The organism is Cellulosimicrobium sp. SL-1 (assembly GCF_011033075.1).
Lineage (GTDB): Bacteria > Actinomycetota > Actinomycetes > Actinomycetales > Cellulomonadaceae > Cellulosimicrobium > Cellulosimicrobium funkei.
Genome location: NZ_JAACJC010000001.1, coordinates 438161 through 455375, shown reverse-complemented (window position 1 = coordinate 455375; position 17215 = coordinate 438161). Strand labels below are relative to the sequence as shown.

Annotated in this window: 18 protein-coding genes; 9 read left to right on the top strand and 9 right to left on the bottom strand. The window is 72.8% G+C overall.

Annotated features, from left to right (window positions below; all coding sequences use genetic code 11):
* The first annotated feature begins 137 nt into the window (after positions 1-137).
* From GWJ10_RS02065 to GWJ10_RS02040, 5 genes are all read left to right on the top strand, one after another.
* Complete coding sequence (locus tag GWJ10_RS02065; RefSeq protein WP_163184706.1) at positions 138-371, top strand: hypothetical protein; 234 nt, start codon at positions 138-140, stop codon at positions 369-371.
* Positions 368-565 carry a hypothetical protein gene (locus tag GWJ10_RS02060; RefSeq protein ID WP_163184703.1) on the top strand — a complete coding sequence of 66 codons (198 nt, stop codon included), beginning with the start codon at positions 368-370 and terminating at the stop codon, positions 563-565. The genes GWJ10_RS02065 and GWJ10_RS02060 overlap by 4 nt, the downstream gene beginning before the upstream one ends.
* Before the next feature lie 1490 nt (positions 566-2055).
* The gene (locus GWJ10_RS02050; protein ID WP_163184699.1) at positions 2056-2280 is read left to right on the top strand and encodes a hypothetical protein; all 225 of its coding nucleotides are present in this window, start codon (positions 2056-2058) and stop codon (positions 2278-2280) included.
* Positions 2281-2433: 153 nt separating this feature from the next.
* Positions 2434-2910 carry a phage major capsid protein gene (locus GWJ10_RS02045; protein ID WP_163184697.1) on the top strand — a complete coding sequence of 159 codons (477 nt, stop codon included), beginning with the start codon at positions 2434-2436 and terminating at the stop codon, positions 2908-2910.
* A 104-nt stretch (positions 2911-3014) separates the two neighbouring features.
* Complete coding sequence (locus GWJ10_RS02040; RefSeq protein ID WP_163184695.1) at positions 3015-3305, top strand: hypothetical protein; 291 nt, start codon at positions 3015-3017, stop codon at positions 3303-3305.
* On the opposite strand, the gene GWJ10_RS02035 is transcribed toward GWJ10_RS02040, so the two are convergent.
* Positions 3289-4224 carry a serine protease gene (locus GWJ10_RS02035; RefSeq protein ID WP_163184693.1) on the bottom strand — a complete coding sequence of 312 codons (936 nt, stop codon included), beginning with the start codon at positions 4222-4224 and terminating at the stop codon, positions 3289-3291. The genes GWJ10_RS02040 and GWJ10_RS02035 overlap by 17 nt on opposite strands.
* An 8-nt stretch (positions 4225-4232) precedes the next feature.
* A complete protein-coding gene (locus tag GWJ10_RS02030) occupies positions 4233-4421 on the bottom strand; it encodes a hypothetical protein (RefSeq protein WP_163184691.1) in 189 nt (62 codons plus the stop codon).
* Positions 4422-4542: 121 nt separating this feature from the next.
* On the opposite strand from GWJ10_RS02030, the gene GWJ10_RS02025 reads away from it, so the two are divergent.
* A complete protein-coding gene (locus tag GWJ10_RS02025; RefSeq protein WP_163184689.1) occupies positions 4543-5244 on the top strand; it encodes a hypothetical protein in 702 nt (233 codons plus the stop codon).
* A 9-nt stretch (positions 5245-5253) separates the two neighbouring features.
* On the opposite strand, the gene GWJ10_RS02020 is transcribed toward GWJ10_RS02025, so the two are convergent.
* From GWJ10_RS02020 to GWJ10_RS02010, 3 genes are read right to left on the bottom strand one after another with little or no spacing between them, the layout of a single operon-like run.
* On the bottom strand, positions 5254-6132 hold the full coding sequence (locus GWJ10_RS02020) for a type II secretion system F family protein (RefSeq protein ID WP_163184687.1): 879 nt from the start codon (positions 6130-6132) through the stop codon (positions 5254-5256).
* Positions 6129-6989 (bottom strand): type II secretion system F family protein, encoded by an 861-nt coding sequence (locus GWJ10_RS02015; RefSeq protein WP_163184685.1) that lies wholly within the window; start codon positions 6987-6989, stop codon positions 6129-6131. The genes GWJ10_RS02020 and GWJ10_RS02015 overlap by 4 nt, the downstream gene beginning before the upstream one ends.
* 2 nt (positions 6990-6991) lie before the next feature.
* The gene (locus tag GWJ10_RS02010) at positions 6992-8275 is read right to left on the bottom strand and encodes an ATPase, T2SS/T4P/T4SS family (RefSeq protein ID WP_163184863.1); all 1284 of its coding nucleotides are present in this window, start codon (positions 8273-8275) and stop codon (positions 6992-6994) included.
* Between the two features lie 199 nt (positions 8276-8474).
* On the opposite strand from GWJ10_RS02010, the gene GWJ10_RS02005 reads away from it, so the two are divergent.
* Positions 8475-9698, top strand: coding sequence for a pyridoxal phosphate-dependent aminotransferase (locus GWJ10_RS02005; protein WP_163184683.1), 1224 nt, complete (start codon positions 8475-8477; stop codon positions 9696-9698).
* Positions 9699-9704: 6 nt separating this feature from the next.
* Here the strand turns inward: GWJ10_RS02005 and GWJ10_RS02000 are convergent, their stop codons facing one another.
* On the bottom strand, positions 9705-11072 hold the full coding sequence (locus GWJ10_RS02000; RefSeq protein WP_241005624.1) for an LCP family protein: 1368 nt from the start codon (positions 11070-11072) through the stop codon (positions 9705-9707).
* A 79-nt stretch (positions 11073-11151) separates the two neighbouring features.
* Positions 11152-12387 (bottom strand): multidrug effflux MFS transporter, encoded by a 1236-nt coding sequence (locus tag GWJ10_RS01995; RefSeq protein WP_061267672.1) that lies wholly within the window; start codon positions 12385-12387, stop codon positions 11152-11154.
* 134 nt (positions 12388-12521) lie between these two features.
* Here GWJ10_RS01995 and GWJ10_RS01990 point away from each other — a divergent pair, with 134 nt between their 5' ends.
* Positions 12522-13289, top strand: a complete 768-nt coding sequence (locus GWJ10_RS01990; RefSeq protein WP_163184681.1) for an SOS response-associated peptidase — start codon at positions 12522-12524, stop codon at positions 13287-13289.
* Between the two features lie 54 nt (positions 13290-13343).
* On the opposite strand, the gene GWJ10_RS01985 is transcribed toward GWJ10_RS01990, so the two are convergent.
* A complete protein-coding gene (locus tag GWJ10_RS01985; protein WP_051027504.1) occupies positions 13344-14330 on the bottom strand; it encodes an adenylate/guanylate cyclase domain-containing protein in 987 nt (328 codons plus the stop codon).
* A 213-nt stretch (positions 14331-14543) separates the two neighbouring features.
* Entirely contained in the window at positions 14544-15419 is an 876-nt protein-coding gene (locus GWJ10_RS01980) for a biotin--[acetyl-CoA-carboxylase] ligase (RefSeq protein ID WP_076405272.1), read from the bottom strand.
* 154 nt (positions 15420-15573) lie between these two features.
* Here GWJ10_RS01980 and GWJ10_RS01975 point away from each other — a divergent pair, with 154 nt between their 5' ends.
* Positions 15574-17205, top strand: a complete 1632-nt coding sequence (locus GWJ10_RS01975; RefSeq protein WP_061267669.1) for an acyl-CoA carboxylase subunit beta — start codon at positions 15574-15576, stop codon at positions 17203-17205.
* The last annotated feature ends 10 nt before the right edge of the window (positions 17206-17215 follow it).

Sequence of the window (17215 nt, the reverse complement as noted above, 5' to 3'; positions counted from 1 at the left end):
TCCAAGCGCACTAGCGTCTTAGGAGGACCGCGCTTCCAGACGGGAGGCCCCCTCGCAACGGCGAGGAGCAGGCCTCGATCGGGAACGTTCCAGCCACCTAGGCGGGGTGGACGTCATCCCGTGCCTGGAGCGTCCAGATGTCCGATCCCACCGTTCAGGACGAGCCCAACATCGTCCGGCTGCGGAACACCGTAGCCTCGCTAGCCCACCGGCGACCGGCCGACGATCCCGACCTCGTCCACGCCCGTCGCGTCCTCGCGACCGCGATGCTCACCCGGCACGTCCGGCAGGTGCTCGCCGCCGACCCCACCCTCACGCTCAACCAGCGCCGCGAGGTCGCGAACCTGCTCATGGGCGGAGTCCGGCAATGACGGACTCCAAGACCCAGGCCCGCATAGAGGCGCGCGCCGATGTGATCGTCGCCGCTGCTCCACCGTTCACGGAGGAGCAGCGCGCGGCCATAGTCCGCATCCTCGGTCCCATCGCCCGGGAGATGGCCGCCGAGCGCCTGGCCGCCGAAGAGGCCGCCCGCAAGCCCCGACGTCGGCGAGGAGGCACCTCGTGAGCCGCGCAGGGGAACGCCGCCCCGGCGGCGGCAGGAGCGGCGTCGTGACCCCCCAAGACACCCAGTCCGCGAAGGTCGTGCCCAGCGTATCGAGGGCGACCGACAGGTGGCGAGGGGTCGGGTCGTGACACCCCGGCGTGCCTTCGAGGACGCCGTGTGGGACTCGTCGCTGCGCCCGACCGAGCGGCTGGTCGCCCTGTGCTTCGCGCGGCATGCGAGCCGAGGGACCGAACTGGTTTGGGTAACGCGCGCGCGGCTCCAAAGCCTCACGGGGCTCTCCCGCAACGGAGTCGACCGTGCCCTTGCAGGGCTTCGCGCGAGTGGCTGGCTCGTCGTCGTTGAGCAGGCGCGCCAGCACCGCTCGACCCGGTATCAGCTCACGGTCCCCAACTCCATCCAGACGCCCCCGACAGAGACGGCTGAGTCTGCTCCAGCAGCCCCCGACAGGGGTGTCTGGAACGGCACCAGCGGCCCTCCACAGAGGAGTCTGGACGCTCCCAGACGCCTCTCTGAGGACACCAGTGTTCTCAAAACGGGGACTCCCAGACTCCCCTCACAGAGGCGGGAACCACTACAAGAACCACTACCCAACCCCTCGCGCGGGCGAGGTGCGTCCGCCCCCGACGCGGCGACGGGCGGGGGAAGGATCACGACGACTCATCCCCACCACCCGAACGCCGAGCGAGCACTCCTCACGCTGCGCAGGCAGCGAAACCTGCCCCTGGAGATTCCCGAACTCATCGCGGACGCGTATCGGCTCGGCGGTGGTGACCCCTGGACCGGCTACCTGGAGATCAAGACCCGGACCGAGCAGGGCCTCGACGGAGCACGTGACCCGTTGAAGGTCCTCCGCTCCCGGCTCGCGGCGGGAGCCGACCGATGACCCCAACCCCGACGCTGCCGCCGCAGGAGAAGTGCGCCGTGTGCGGTGAGTGGCTGTCCGAGCCCGGACTCACCCGCCGCTGCCGCCCGGCGCACCGCCGGTACCAGCGCCGTCGTCTGCTTCGTGCTGAGCAGCCCACGCTCCCGCTCGATCCTCGAACGGGCACCACCGAAGGAGAAGGGGCATGACCGCTAGCCCCCCAGCACGCGACCTACCCGAAGCAGGTGACAGCCTCCGTGACGACGTCGTCAGCCTTGAGCTCGTCAATCCACTCGGCCATCGGGGACCCCGCCTCGCCTGCCGCTCCCCAGTCGGTCAGACCCAACCCGTCGACCTCGACGACCGACGACAACCGCGACCGAGTGGAGCTCGAAGCCGAGCCCGCCGCGCGAGAGCCGCAAGACCGAGCGGGAGACGAGCCCGACGTCTCGGCTACCGGGAGGGGGCCAGATCGTCACACGGAGTCACCGGCTTCCGGACGTGTACGGCGCGTAGAGCGCGCCGATGCACAGATCGAGGACCCCCCTCGACGGACAGGTACGTGTCGCCGCACGGCGGCCTGCACAGAACGACCCACTTTGTTGAAGACCGACCCCAGGAGGACGAGATGAACGAGTCGAGCGCGCTGAACAGCCGGGACATCGCGGCCATGCTGCGGAAGGCGGAGGACGGATCGCCCGAGGGCATCGCCATGCTGGACGACGCACTCGACCAGTTGAGTCTGGAGGACGCACGGAAGGTGATCGGTGTGCTGATCGTGCTCATCGAGCAAGCCCACCGGTCCGGGGTTGCGGGCACGACGTGGGAGGCGTTCCTGGCCGACCTCACCTGAGCGTCCCAGCCGGCTGGACACTGGAGGACCGCGGAGCGGGTCGCTAGCCTGGCCGTGACGACACCGCTCGATGATGTGGTCGCGAGAGCCGAGCAGGCACGAACCTGCACCCGGTCGATCCGTCCGCCACCTCGTCCGCGAGGGCACCTCCGGGTGCCTAGCCAGCCCGAACAGTCTTCGGCGGGGCCGTCCGCACAGGAGGGCGTCCAGGACGTCGCGTTCGCCACCGACGCGCTCACCACGCTCCGCAAGGCCCTGACGGTCCTCCAGAGCGCGGCCTTCGTCCCCACTGCGTACGCGCTCAACCCGGCGGACTGGGAGGCCGTGGAACTGCTCCGTGACGCGGACGGGCGGCTCCTGTACGCGCCGTCGTTCGCGGCCGGAGTCACGCCGCTGTTGTTCGGCGTGCCGTGCGTCATCACCGATGTCGTCCCCGCCGGGACCGCGATCCTCGGGGACTTCCAGGCCGGAGTCCTCGCGGAGCGCGGCACGCTCGACGTCACCTGGTCGGACGGCGGGGACCTGTTCGCGAACAACACCGTCCGGTTCCGTGCCGAGGCCCGCGTGGGCTTCAACGTCACCCAGCCCGCCGCGTTCGCCGTCGCGCACGTCGCCGAGACGACCCCCTGACCGGTGCGCCGCCCCGACCACACTCCCGGGGCGGCGCACCACCGCCGGTGCCGGGGTTCCTCGAAATGCCCCCCTCGGTCCCCGCGGACCCACGAGAGGCAGCCATGACCACCACCGCGCCCGAGGAGTCGGACAAGCCCGAGCCGCTGGACCCCGCGCTCCGGGACATCCTGGAGTGGCTCCGCTTCCAGGCCCTGAAGCAGACCGACACCCTCGTCGGCCTCGCCCGGCTCCTGGACGCCGAGTCGAAGGCGCGTACCGGGCTCGGGCTCCTGGAGCACACCGCCGACCGCCGCGACGTCGTGCTCCGGGCCCTGCTCATCCGCGCCGAGCGCAACGGCGTCCGGCGAGCCCGACGTCGCTGCCAAGAAGAGCGGCTCAGTTCCAGTTCTTGATCCAGTTCTTTCCCACGTCGGATCCGAGGATCTTGGTAAAGGAAGTCTGCTCGAAGAGGATCGTCATCAGGTGATAGGCGGTCAGCACCGCCTCCTGGACGCCCTGCGAAGCCTCGAGATCCTCTACGACTACTCGTCGCTCCCGGGCCTCGTCCCTGTCGATCCGTCTCCCGTGACTCTTGTGAGTGCTCGCGTCGTTGAAGTGTCGAGCGACAGCTCGACCGGCCTTGTCAGCGTCCGCCTCGTCCTTCAACATCCATCCCGCTACCCACTTCGCGACCATCGACTCTGAGTAGTCGAGGCTGTTCTGCGCCTCCTGGAGCAGCGCTGGACCCAAGCTAGCGACGATGGGTGCCCAGACATGGGCCATCGTCTGGTCCTTTGCCACTTCCTTCCGCGCCCGCTCAAACTGCTCAACGACGGCGCGCGCCGACACCGTGCGCCCGGGCGCGACCCCGATCTGCGGGTCGATGGGTCCAAGTTGGCTCTGCCGACCCATAACGATTCGATCGGCTCCGAGGGCGATCATCGTCCCGGCCGACATGGCCAACGCTGGGACGACGACTTCAACGTCGTCAAACTTTGACCGCAGGTACGCAACGACAGTCTCCGCCGCGTTGGTCACTCCGCCAGGGGTGTGCAGGAGCAAGGTGAGTCCTCGACTGCAGTCCATACCGTGGATCACAGTCATGTAGCCGTTGATGTCCTCAGACGTGATCATGAGGTGCTCGCCGGGAGCCGCACCCTTCTGGAGGAACGCCGACGCGTACATCAGGACGTTGCGAGGCGCACCGCCATCGCCCGCCCGCAACGCGCCTACGCGCTGAAGCGTCTTGGTCATCTCCGCGAGCAACCACGCTGGGCGCTCGGCCTCTTCCTGCCCCCCGACCTGAGCGAGCAGTTCGTTCCAGGAAGGCATGCCCGGAACTAGATACGAGCGATGCTCAGGGTCAACGGCTCCGACCGAGGAGCGTAAACCTCGGCAGGCCCGTTGACGTCGATACCAGGAATCTCCGTGATCCTGGCGAGCACCAGATACTCCTCGTACTTGGCTGCGACCGAGTCCAACTCGCCGACCGGGTCGAGGGTCGCCCTTGATCCTCGCGTGGTGTCCATGGGCTGATCATGCCCCATGGGGAGGGGCCTTGACAGACGTACGGGGGTGAAACGCCGTGTGATACGTGGCACGCAGGCGGGTCCGAGCCAGGAGAGCGGTGCGGGTGCCAGGATTCCGCTCATGAACCTTCTTGACTTCCTGGCGGCTCTCCTGTGGCCTGCAGTCGTCGTACTGGCCGTCCTGGTCTTCCGCTCGCCGATCTCCGAGCGCATCAAGAACCTTCGGGAGGTCTCGGCCCCCGGTGGGACGGGAGCAAAGTTCGACCCCACGGGGCCGCAGGACGCGCTAGCGAACGTCGATCCAGTCCCTGCGCCCTCGCCCGGGACGGACCCGGCACCAGGGCCGGGTTCTGACGCAGACACGACCCAGCCGCCAGCACAAACTCCGTCCACCGACGAGCGTGTCTCCATGACACGTGACGACCTGCAGACGCTCGTGCGCGAGTTCGCCGAGGCGGGCTGGGAGATCCGTTCGCTGGGCGGCTTCTCGACGGTGCCGACGCCTGTCGTCCAGTGGAACGAGGATACGGGTCGCCCCTTCATCGCCTACTGGCAGGGTCAGACGAACCAGGACTCACAGGCCGCCAAGAGTCTGAACGCGAAGCAGCACCGCGTGAAGCTAGAGGACGATCTGCGGGCAGCGACGGCCCTGGTCGACGAGGCGAAGGCGCGCTTCGATCGGCTAGAGGCAGACCCAGGCGTCGCCCCGGACCTCGTGAAGCGTGCGCGTATGGAGTGGGTGGCAGCGATCGCAAGACGCGAGAGCGCGAAGGCGAGGCGCAACGATTTCGTTCACTCCGGAGCGCGCTTGTTTGGCGTCTAAGGGATACGCCTATCGCAAGACGACCGGGACCATCATCACGACCTCTTTCCTCCCGCCCGCCTCCATGAGCGCGCGACGTCCCGACTCACGAACGTCCTGCGCCTGCGCCCGCAGCACGTCGGCGAGCGGGGTCCCCCGTTCCACGGCCACCGCGACACCCTCCGCGAAACGGGTGAGGCTCGGCAGCCCGGTGCGGTCGGCGAGCTGCTCGAGCGCCCGGGCGAGCGGGGTCCCGGCACGCACGGTCGCGAGGGTCGTGCGCAGCTCGCCGGAGAGCTCGCCGTGCGCGGTGGTCGCGACGCGCTCGAGCGCGGCGACCGGCCCCTCGCCCGCGTTCACCGCGAGCGCCAGGAGCTCGGCGACCGTGGGGAACTCGGCGAGCATGCGCTCCTCCCGACGTCGCACGGCGCGGGTCAGCGCGTGGTCGCACGCGAGCACACCGCCGACGCCGCACAGCAGCACGAGGACCACCAGTGCGGCGACGGACAACCCCCGCGTCGCCGCGAGCAGCACGGCGAGCGCCGTCCCGCCGCCGAGCCCGACGACGCCCCACACGAGCTGCCGTGCGCGGAACTGCTCGACGCTGCGTCCGCGGCCGGCACGGTCGAGGCGGCGCCGGACGTCGGACGCCGTCGAACCGAACCGTTCCAGCGCGCGGCCCGCGTCGGCGAGCAGCGGCGCGAGGAGTCGTTCGAGGGTCGGGAAGGGTGATCGCACGGGGTGGTCGCGCAGCAGGACGGACGTGCGGTCGTGGGTGCGCAGGTAGGGCGCGAGCCGCTCGTCGAGCCGGATTGACCGCCCCCGGAGCCCGGCGACCACGAGGAGGACACCCAGCCCGCCGAGCGCGCCGAGCGCGGCACCGGTCCAGGACACGTCGACGGCGCTCATCGCAGCACCCGCTCCTCCTCGGGCAGCCGCCCGATCCGCAGCATCAGCTGGTACGCCGCCGCGGAGCACGCGGCGCCGGCGGCCAGGACGACCGCACCCGCCATCGTGTTGTACGCGGCCGCCGTCTCCGGGCGCGTCGCGAGGAAGCCGAGCACGACCCACGGGCCGGCGACCGCGAGTCGCGCCCCGTTCACGGTCCACGACTGGCGGGCCTCGAGCTCACCGCGCGTGCGGGCGTCCTCGCGCAAGAAGGTAGACAGGGTGCGCAGGAGGCGACCCAGGTCGGTGCCGCCGACGTCCCGCGTGATGCGGAGCGCCTCGACGATGCGGTCGGCGACAGGGTCCGCGAGCCGGTCCTTGAGCAGGTCGAGGCACTCCCCGAACCGGCCGGACGCGCGGTAGTCCCGCGCGAACTGGGTGAACGGCTCGCGCAGCTCGACCGGACCGCGCTCGCCGAGCTGACCGACGGCCTCGGGCAGCGACAGCCCCGCGCGCACGCCCGAGGACAGGTGGTCCAGCACCTCGGGCCAGACCTCCCGGAGCCGCGCACGCCGCAGCCGGGCGCGGGACCGCACGAGGAGGGAGGGCGCTCCCGCGGCGATCACACCGAAGCAGGCCGCGATCGTCCACGACCGCGCGAGGACGGTCCCGACCACGAGGACGACGAGCCCGACGCCGACGCTCGCGACCACCAGGGCACCGGGTGTCACTGCCGGTGCGCCGGCCTGGACGAGCAGGTCCTGCGTGCGTGCCGCCCACCCGTCGGCACGACGCACGCGCGGGGGCCCGGGCGCCCAGAACGACCACCAGACGCAGAACAGCCCCGCGCCGAGGAGGAGGCCCACCGCCACGCCCACGGTCAGCCCACCCTCGTCGGCGCGGCGCCGTCGAGCACGTCGGCCCCGGCCGGGCCCGCCCGCAGGACCGCTGCCAGGTCGATGCCCGCGCGGGCGAAGCGCTCGGCGCGCGGCGGGAAACCGCCCGCGCGCACCAGACGGTCGCCCGAGCGGACGAAGATCTCCGCGGCCTCCACGACGCCCTGCTCGACGCGGCCCGTCACACCGAGGATCTCGCGCACGCCGCGACGCCCGTCGGCGTCGACGCCCAGGTGCACGACGAGGTCGATCGCGGACGCGACCGTCGGCACCACGAAGCGGTCCGAGACGTTCTCGCCCGCGAGCAGGGGCAGCGTGCACATCTTGGTGATCGCCTCCCGGGCGGAGTTCGCGTGGATCGTGCACATCCCCGGGACTCCGGCGTTCAGCGCGACGAGCAGGTCGAGGCTCTCCGCCTCGCGGACCTCGCCGATGACGATGCGGTCCGGGCGCATGCGCAGCGCCTCCTTCACCAGGCGCCGCAGGGGGATCTCGCCCGTGCCCTCGAGGCTCGGCTGCCGGCACTGGAGCGACACGACGTCGCGCACGGCGAAGCGCAGCTCGAACACCTCCTCGCACGTGACGACGCGCTGCGCGGGCGGGACCGACCCGGCGAGGGCGTTGAGCATCGTCGTCTTGCCCGCCTGCGTGGCTCCCGCGACGAGGATGTTCAGCCCGGCCCGCACGGACGCGTCGAGGAAGGCGGCGGCCTGGGGCGGGAGCGCGCCGAGCCGGACCAGGTCGTCCAGGTGCGACGCCCGGACGACGTGCTTGCGGATGTTCACCGCCCACTCGCTGCGCGTGACGTCGGGGATGACGACGTGCAGCCGCTCCCCGCCCGGCAGGCACGCGTCGACGAACGGGCTCGACAGGTCGAGCCGACGCCCGGACGACCGCAGCATCTGCTCCACGAGGTCGCGCACCTGCTGTGCCGTGAGGATCGTCGTCGTCAGCTCCGACGAGCCGCTGCGCGCCACGAACACCTGGGAGGGCGCGTTGATCCAGATCTCCTCGATCTCCGGGTCGTCGAGGTAGGGCTGGAGCGGCCCCAGCCCGGCGACGGCGTCGACGACCGCACGACCGGCAGCGGCGGGGTCGGCGAGCGGCACGACGGCCCCGAGCGCGCTGCGCGTCTCGTAGTCCGCGACGACGTCGCGCACGAGCTGGTCGACGGCCGCGCGGTCGCGCGCGGGGTCCACCCCGCGCCGTCGGACGAGCTCGCGCACCTCGCCCTCGAGCACGCCGACGGCGTGCGTGTCCGTAGACATGTCGAGCATTCCCCCTGCTCCGTCGGCCGGCTGCCCCGCCGGTCGTCAACGATCTGCGCCAGAGAGTAGGGCATGGACGCGCCCCCGTGAACCGCCCCTGTGGACAAGGTCGCGGGCGCCCCGGAATCCCGCGCCGTCGAGAGGGGACCCCCCTTCCGGCGTCCCACATCGTGGTCGTCGCGACGGCTAGGGTCGGGCCATGACGGACCTCCCGCCCGGCCGCTGGCAGGCCGCCGCGCGCGCCACGGGCCTCCTGGGCGCCGACGGCGCGGTCGCGGCGACGATCTTCGCCGAGATGACGGCGCTCGCGCAGCGCACCGGGGCGATCAACCTCGGGCAGGGCTTCCCGGACGTCGACGGCCCGGCCGCGGTGAAGCACGCCGCGGTGCGCGCGATCGAGGACGGCCACAACCAGTACCCGCCGGGCCCGGGCGTCCTCGAGCTGCGCAACGCGGTCGCGAGCCACCAGTTCCGCCACTACGGCCTGGACCCGGACCCGGAGACCGAGGTGCTCGTGACGACGGGCGCCACCGAGGCGCTCGCGGCGACGATCCTCGCGCTCGCCGGGCCGGGCGACGACGTCGTGACGCTGGAGCCGTTCTACGACTCCCACGCCGCGTGCATCGCGCTCGCGGGCGCGCGCCACGTCACGGTCCCCCTGCTCCCCGGCCCCGACCGCTTCCGGCTCGACGTGGACGCGCTGCGCGCCGCCGTCACCGACCGGACGCGCCTGATCGTCGTGAACTCGCCGCACAACCCGACGGGCACGGTCCTCGACCTCGACGAGCTCGACGCGATCGCCGCCGTCGCGCGCCGGCACGACGTCGTGGTCGTCACGGACGAGGTGTACGAGCACCTGACGTTCGACGACGCCCGGCACGTGCCGATCGCGACCCTGCCGGGGATGCGGCAGCGGACGATCACGATCTCCTCGGCCGGCAAGACGTTCTCGTTCACGGGGTGGAAGGTGGGGTGGCTGCACGGCCCCGAGCCGCTCGTCACGGCGGTCCGCACGGTGAAGCAGTTCCTCACCTACACGTCGGGCGCGCCGTTCCAGCCCGCGATCGCCGACGCGCTCGCGGACGACGAGACCCCGCGCGCGCTCGCCGACTCGCTCGCCGCACGCCGTGACCTGCTGTGCGAGGGCCTGGTCCGCGCGGGGTTCGACGTCGTCGTGCCGCAGGGCACGTACTTCGTCATCGCCGACGGCGCCGCGCTCGGCGTCGAGGACGGCACCGCGCTGTGCCGCGAGCTGCCCGCCCTCGCGGGCGTCGTGGCCGTCCCCGTGAGCGCGTTCTGCACCCCGGGGTCGACGACGGCGCGCGCGCTCGCGTCGCGCGTCCGGTTCACGTTCGTCAAGCGCGAGGACGTCCTGCACGAGGCCGTGCGACGCCTGGCCGCGCTCGGCGCGTCGCGGCCCTGAGCGACGTCAGGGGCACACGCCGTCGCGTGGCGCTTCCGTCGCGCCGGCACCCGGGTCGGTCCCCGCTCCCGGGTCCGTCGCGCCCGTGCCAGGGTCGACGGCACCGGTCCCGGGGTCGGTGGTGCCCGGGTCGGTCCCCGCTCCGGGGTCGGTCGCGCCGTCCGCGGGGGCCGTGGCGTCGTCGCGCGGGTCCGTGACGGGCTCGTGGCCGGGCGGGGGTGCGTCGTCGATCAGCCGCTGCCAGATCGCGTCGGCCTCCGCCGTCCACTCGACGCGGTTGCGGTCGCTCGCCGCGTCCACGACGGGGACCTGGGTGAAGACGACCTCGGAGGGCTTGATGGCCCGCAGGCTGAACGCGAGCCCGGCGAGCGCCGTCGGGTCGGCGATGGTGGGGTCCGCGCTGATCGAGCCGAGCACGGCCTCGATGACCCCGTAGAGCTGGGGCGAGTTGGTGATGATGTTCTGCGAGAGCAGCTCGCGCACCGCCGAGTCGATGAACGCCTGCTGCCGGGCGATGCGCGTGAGGTCGGAGCCCATCTCGAGTCCCATGCCCTTGCCGTGCCGTGCCCGGAGGAAACCGATCGCCTCGTGACCGTTGAGCGTGTGCTCGCCGGCGGGCAGGTCGAGGGTGCCGTACCGCGGATCCTCCTTGATCGGCTCCGGGAAGCACATGGTCACGCCGTCGATCGCGTCGACCACGCCGACGACCCCGGTCATCTTGACCACGACGTGGTTGGTGATGGGCACGCCCGTGAGGCTGTAGACCGACGAGATCGTGCAGCCGGCGGCCGCGTCCATGTCGTCGACGCCGCCCGACCCGATCTGGAACGCCTCGTTGAACATGGTGTTGCGGCGCGGCGAGGACATCGACCCGTCGGGAAGCTTGCACGCGGGCAGGTCGACGAGCGAGTCGCGCGGGATCGACACGACCTCCATGCGCGTGCGGTCGCCGGACACGTGCACGATGAACGTGGTGTCGGACCGCATTCCCTCCTCCTCGCCCGCGAGCGCGGCGTTCTCGGCGTCGCGGTAGTCCGTGCCCATGACGAGGATGTTGAGCGCCTTGCCGGCGAACGGGTCGGACGGGTCCTTCGGTGGTTCCTCGGTCGGCATGCCGACCACGTACTCGGACACGTCGCTCACGGTGATCTTCGACTTGAGGTCGAGGTACACGGCTCCGGCGCCGACGGCCAGGAAGACGAACGCGCCGGTGAGGACCAGCCCGATCGCGCGGGCGACGCGGTGCGAGCGGAGCGCGCGGGCGTGGTGCGGGCCCCCGGCGGGCTTGTCCGTCGCCCCCTTGCGGGAGCGTGTCTCCTGCGTCGCGCGGGACCTCGCGCGTGCGGGCGGCGAGGCGGGGGCGGTCTTCGGCACGGTCCGAGAGTAGAGGGTCGGGCGCGAATGCGTGCGCCGGACCAGCGGGAGGACGTGTGAAAGGGCGGCGAAGACCGGGTCAGACGGGCGTGTGCCAGCCCCCGCGGCGGAACGCCGGCGTGGCGAGCGCGAGCACGAGGATCGACGCGACGACCGCCCCGAGCATGACGGTGGACATCGCGACGGCGTCGCCGCCGAGGACGCCGACGAGCGGGCTCACGAGCCCCGCGACGCCTGCCTGGAACGCGCCGATGACCGCGGCGGCGGTGCCGGCGATCTCGCCGTGCCGGGTCAGCGCGAGCGCGGAGGCGTTCGCGGGGATGAGGCCCTGCATCGACAGGACGAGGAACAGCGCGGCGACGATCCCGACGATCCCGCCCGCCCCCGTCAGGGCGACCACGAGGAGGCCGACGGCGAACACGCCCTGCACGACGAGCGCCGTCCGCAGCAGCCGCACGGGTGCGACGCGGCGGACGAGCGCGGCGTTCGCCTGCGCCGACAGCACGAGCCCGATGCCGTTCACGGCGAACAGGAGCGCGAACTGCCCGTGGCTCAGCCCGTACCCCTCCTGCAGGACGAAGGGTGAGCCGACGACGTAGCTCATGAGGACGGCCTGCCCGAGGCCGGGGAGCACGGCGAGCGCGACGAAGTGCCGGTCGCGCAGGAGGCCTGCGTACCCGCGCAGGACGGTGCGCGCCCCGGCGGGGCGACGCCGCTCGAGCGGCAGGGACTCGGGCATGAAGAACAGGACGATCGCGCCGAGGACGACGCCGCCGAGCGCGAGGACCCAGAAGACCGCCCGCCAGGTGGCGTGCGCGCCGATGAACGACCCGATGGAGGGCGCGAGGAGCGGCGCGAGCCCGATGACGAGCATGAGCCGCGACAGGACGCGCGCGGCGTCGGACCCGGTGAACCGGTCGCGGATGGCGGCGATCGCGACGACGGACGCGGACGCGTTGAAGAACCCCTGGAGCACGCGCAGGCCGACGAGGATGCCGATGTTGGGCGCGAACGCGCACAGGAGCGACGTGACGACGTGCAGCGAGAGCCCGACGAGCACGGGCAGACGACGGCCGTAGCGGTCGGAGAGCGGCCCGATGACGAGCTGCCCGACCGCGCCACCGAGGAGCATGCCGGACAGCGTGAGCTGCGCGAGGGAGTCGGGCGCACCGAGCTCGGCGCCCACCTCGGGCAGGAGCGGGAGGTACATGTCCACCGTGAGCGCGGGCAGCGTGGCGAGCGCGCCGAGGAGCAGGACCCAGCGGGCGGACGATCTCGGTCGGGGCACGGCGGGGTCGACCGAGGAGGGTGGCATGACTCCCATCGTAACGATTCGATCGCGTGCGGACCGGGCTTCCGGGCGTGACCCTGCTCTCCCCCGGCGGCCCTCCCCGTGCGCGCGCCCGCCGGCCCGGCGCGAGCGTGGGTGGCGTGCGGCACCCTGGAGGCATGTGCGGACGCTATGCCTCCTTCCGGGACGCCCAGGACCTCGCGGACGAGTTCGCGATCGCCGACGTGGCCGACGACGCGCGCCTCCTCCCGCCGTCGTGGAACCTCGCGCCGACGGACCCGGTGCGGATCGTCGTCGAGCGCGCCGCGAAGGACACGGGAGAGGTGCGCCGCTCGCTGCGGCTCGCGCGCTGGGGCCTCGTGCCGTCGTGGTCGAAGGACCCGAAGGGCGGCGCGCGGATGATCAACGCGCGCGCGGAGTCGGTCCTGGACAAGCCGGCGTTCGCCAAGCCGTTCGGCGTGCGACGGTGCCTCGTGCCCGCCGACGGCTACTACGAGTGGCGCGTCCTGCCCGACGGCGCGTCCCCCGCCGGGTCCACGGGCGCGCCGGCGCGCCGGGGCAAGGTCCCCAAGCAGCCGTACTGGATCGCGCCCGGCGACGGGCGCAGCGCCGCGTTCGCGGGGCTCTACGAGTTCTGGCGCGACCGCACCAAGGCGGACGACGACCCGGACCGCTGGCTCGTCTCGACGACCATCATCACGACCGACGCGGCGCCCTACCTCGCCGAGATCCACGACCGCATGCCGCTCGCCCTGCCGTCCGACGCCTGGGACGCGTGGCTCGACCCGGCGGTCGACGCGCGGGGCGCCGCCGACCTCCTCGGGCTCGGCGGCCCGCACGACGACGTCCCCATGGTCGCGCGCGAGATCTCGACCCTGGTCAACTCGGTGACGAACGACGGCCCGGGGCTCCTCGAGGCCGTCTGACCGGGCCCTACCCTGGCGGGCGGACGTCGGCGACCGCGCAACCGGCGCAGCCGGTCAGCCGCGGTAGGCCCACTGGAGGCGCACGGGCTCGATCGTGCCGAGACCCTGCACCTCCGTCTCGGGCTGCGCCGTGAGCGCGAACCGCTGGTCGCCGGCGAGCAGGCCCGCGGTCTCGCGGTCGACGAGCACGGTCGTCGGGTCGGCGATGTCGACCAGTCGCGCCGCGAGGTTGACGCTCGGGCCGAACACGTCGCCGAACCGGGACAGCACGCGGCCCCATACGAGGCTCACGCGCACGGGCGGCACGTCGACGTCCTCCTCGCGGCCGCCCGCCGCGGCCAGGCCGAGCGCGACGCGCGCGCCGGTCGCGACGTCGTCGGCCACGTAGAGCACCGCGTCGCCGATCGTCTTGACGACGCGACCGCCCGCCGCGGTGATGACGTCGCGCGCGCTCGTCTCGAAGAGCTGCACGAACTCGGCGAGCTCGCTCGAGCCGAGCCCGCGCGTGCGCTGCGTGAAGGAGACGATGTCCGCGAACCCGACCGCACGCGGGAGCGGGAGCTCGTGCTCGTCGACCGCGGTCGCGCGGGCGTCGGAGAACTCGACCGCGAACCTCCCGGCGACGGCCGCGAGCTGGCGCCGCCACGCGTGCAGGAGCTGCTCCTCGAGGACGGGCGCGAGCTCGGGCAGCCGGTCGAGCACGAGCAGGCGCGCGCTCGTGTCGTCGAGGTCGAAGCGCCGCGTGAGGTGCTCGACGAGCGCCTCGACCTGCCACAGCACGAGGCGCTCGGTCGTGTGCCCCGTCGAACGGATGAGCGTCGTGAGCGCGCGCTGGTCGAGCTGCTCCTGCTCGGCGAACGCGAACACGTCCGCGAGCGCCTGCGCGTCGCGCTCGGTGAAGGCGTGCTCCTCGCCCTCGGTGAGCGGGAGGCCGAGCGCCTGCCAGTAGGCGCGGACGCGGTCCTCGTCGACGCCGGCCCGTTCGGCGAGCCGTTCGACGGTCAGGGTGCGGGGTCCGCCGAGGAGCGCCTCGTCGAGCACCGCCTCGGTCGCCTCGGCCTCGGTGGTCGGCGCGCCGTCCTCCGCGGTCGTCGCGGACGGTGCGGGGGCGAGCTCGTTCTCCGGGTCCACTGGCACCCGGCGATCCTATTCCTCGGCCGGGCTCGTCGACGTCGGCAGGCGCACGCGAGATCGGCACGCACGACCGCCGATCCGGCCGCGGACCGCCGATCTCGGGGGGCCGTCGGGGGCCGGTCAGGCGTGGGGGCGCAGGTGGTGCACGTCGCCGCTGTGGTGGACGGTCGTCGTGCCGTCGTCGAGGCGGACCTCGAGGCCGCCGTCGGGGGCGAGCCCGGTCGCGAGCCCGACGACGTCCCCGCCCGCGACGCGCTCGACGCGCACGCGCGTGCCGAGCGTCGCGCTGACCTCGGCGCAGTCGGCGTCGAGCCCGGCGGCGTGCGCGTCGCCCCCGGCGTCCTGCCAGCGCGCGAGGACCTCGCCGAAGGCCTCGTGCAGCGCGACGAGCACGACCTCCCGGTCGGTGGTCGCGGCTCCGGCGAGGGCGAGCGAGGTGGCGGTCGGGACGGGCAGTTCGTCGCGCCGCTGCGCGACGTTGAGCCCGACGCCGACGACGACCCCGCCGTCGGGCAGCACCTCGGCGAGGATGCCGGCGACCTTGCGCAGCGGTGCGGGCTCGCCCGCGCCGGGGTCGGGGACGAGGACGTCGTTGGGCCACTTGACGACGGCCTCGACGCCGGCGGTGGCGCGCAGCGCGCGGGCGGTCGCGAGCCCGGCGAGCAGCGGGAGCCAGCTCAGGGCCTCGCGCGGCACGTCGGGCCGCAGGAGGAGGGAGCCGAGCAGGGCGGTGCGGGGCGGCGTCGTCCACGAGCGGCCGAGCCGGCCGCGGCCCCCGGGCTGGTGCTCGGCGACGAGGAGCGCGGGAGCGGGCCACGCCGCCGGGTCGCGCGCGACGGCGTCCGCGAGCTCCGCGTTGGTGGACGCGGACTCGGGCACGACCTCGAGCCGGGCGAGCGGCCCGGCGGGCGCCACGAGCAGCTCGCGCAGGAAGTCGGCCCGCAGCGGGGGTCGCTCGTCGCCGGACGGGGTCTCGGGGTCGTGCGCGGTCGCCATGCCCGCCATCCTCGCGCACCGCGCGGGCGCCGCACGAGGCGGGGACCGGCCGACCTGCGACCGGCCGAGTTGTGGGTACCCACCAACCCAGGCCCCCGCGGTGCTGGCGGCGGCCGCATCGAGTGGGTGCGATCCTCCAACTAGGCTCGGGTGCGTGACGGACTCTGCGACGACCTCGCCCGCGACGACCGAGAGCGCCGACGCGCCCCGCCTCACCGGGACCGCGGCGAAGCTCGCCGACCTCGACCGCCGTCGTGCGGAGGCGGTCGGGCTGCCCGAGGAGGCAGCGCGGACCAAGCAGCACGCGCGCGGCAAGAAGACGGCCCGCGAGCGCATCGACGCGCTCCTCGACGAGGGGAGCTTCGTCGAGCTCGACGCGTTCGCGAAGCACCGCTCCCACAACTTCGGTCTGGAGAAGAAGCGGCTGGCGGGCGACGGCGTCGTCGTCGGTCACGGCACGATCGACGGCCGCCAGGTGTGCGTGTACTCGCAGGACTTCACGGTGTTCGGCGGCAGCCTCGGCGAGGTCCACGGGCAGAAGATCACCAAGGTGCAGGACCTCGCGCTGCGCACCGGGGTGCCGCTCATCGGCATCTCCGACGGCGGCGGGGCCCGCATCCAGGAGGGCGTCGCGGCGCTCACGCAGTTCGCGGAGATCTTCCGCCGCAACGTCGCGTCGTCGGGCGTGATCCCGCAGATCTCGCTCATCCTCGGCCCGAGCGCGGGCGGCGCGGTGTACTCCCCGGCCCTCACGGACTTCATCGTCATGGCCGACAAGACGTCGAACATGTTCATCACCGGGCCGGACGTGATCCGCGCGGTGACGGGCGAGGACGTGGGCTTCGAGGAGCTCGGGGGCGGCCTGACGCACAACGAGAGGTCCGGTGTCGCGCACTACCTGGGCAGCGACGAGGACGACGCGATCGACTACGTGCGCCACCTCGTGTCGTACCTGCCGCAGAACAACCTGTCGGACGCGCCGTCGTTCCTGCCCGACGACGTCGAGCTCGCGGTCACGGAGGAGGACGAGGAGCTCGACGCGCTCGTCCCGGACTCGGACTCGCAGCCGTACGACATGCGCACGGTGATCGAGCACGTGCTCGACGAGGGCGCGTTCCTCGAGGTGCAGCCCCTGTTCGCGAAGAACGTGCTGGTCGGGTTCGGGCACGTGGAGGGCCAGTCGGTCGGCGTCGTCGCGAACCAGCCGCTCGCGATGGCGGGCACGCTCGACATCGACGCGGCCGAGAAGGCGGCGCGGTTCGTGCGCACGTGCGACGCGTTCAACATCCCCGTGCTCACGCTCGTGGACGTCCCGGGCTTCCTGCCGGGCGTCGACCAGGAGCACCAGGGCATCATCCGCCGCGGCGCGAAGCTCATCTACGCCTACGCGGAGGCCACGGTCCCGCTCGTCACGGTCATCACGCGCAAGGCGTACGGCGGCGCCTACATCGTCATGGGGTCCAAGCAGCTCGGCGCGGACGTCAACCTCGCGTGGCCGACGGCGCAGGTCGCCGTCATGGGCGCGGGCGGCGCGGTGAACATCCTGCAGCGCGCGGCGCTCAAGCGGACGGCCGACGCGGGCGACGACGTCGAGGCGGAGCGCGCGCGCCTCGTCGCCGAGTACGAGGACGCGATCGTCAACCCGTGGGACGCCGCGGAGCGCGGCTACGTGGACGCGGTGATCCGCCCGTCCGAGACGCGCGTGCAGGTGGTGCGTGCGCTGCGGGCGCTGCGGACCAAGCGCGCGAGCCTGCCGCCCAAGAAGCACGGCAACATCCCCCTGTGAGCGTCGCGGA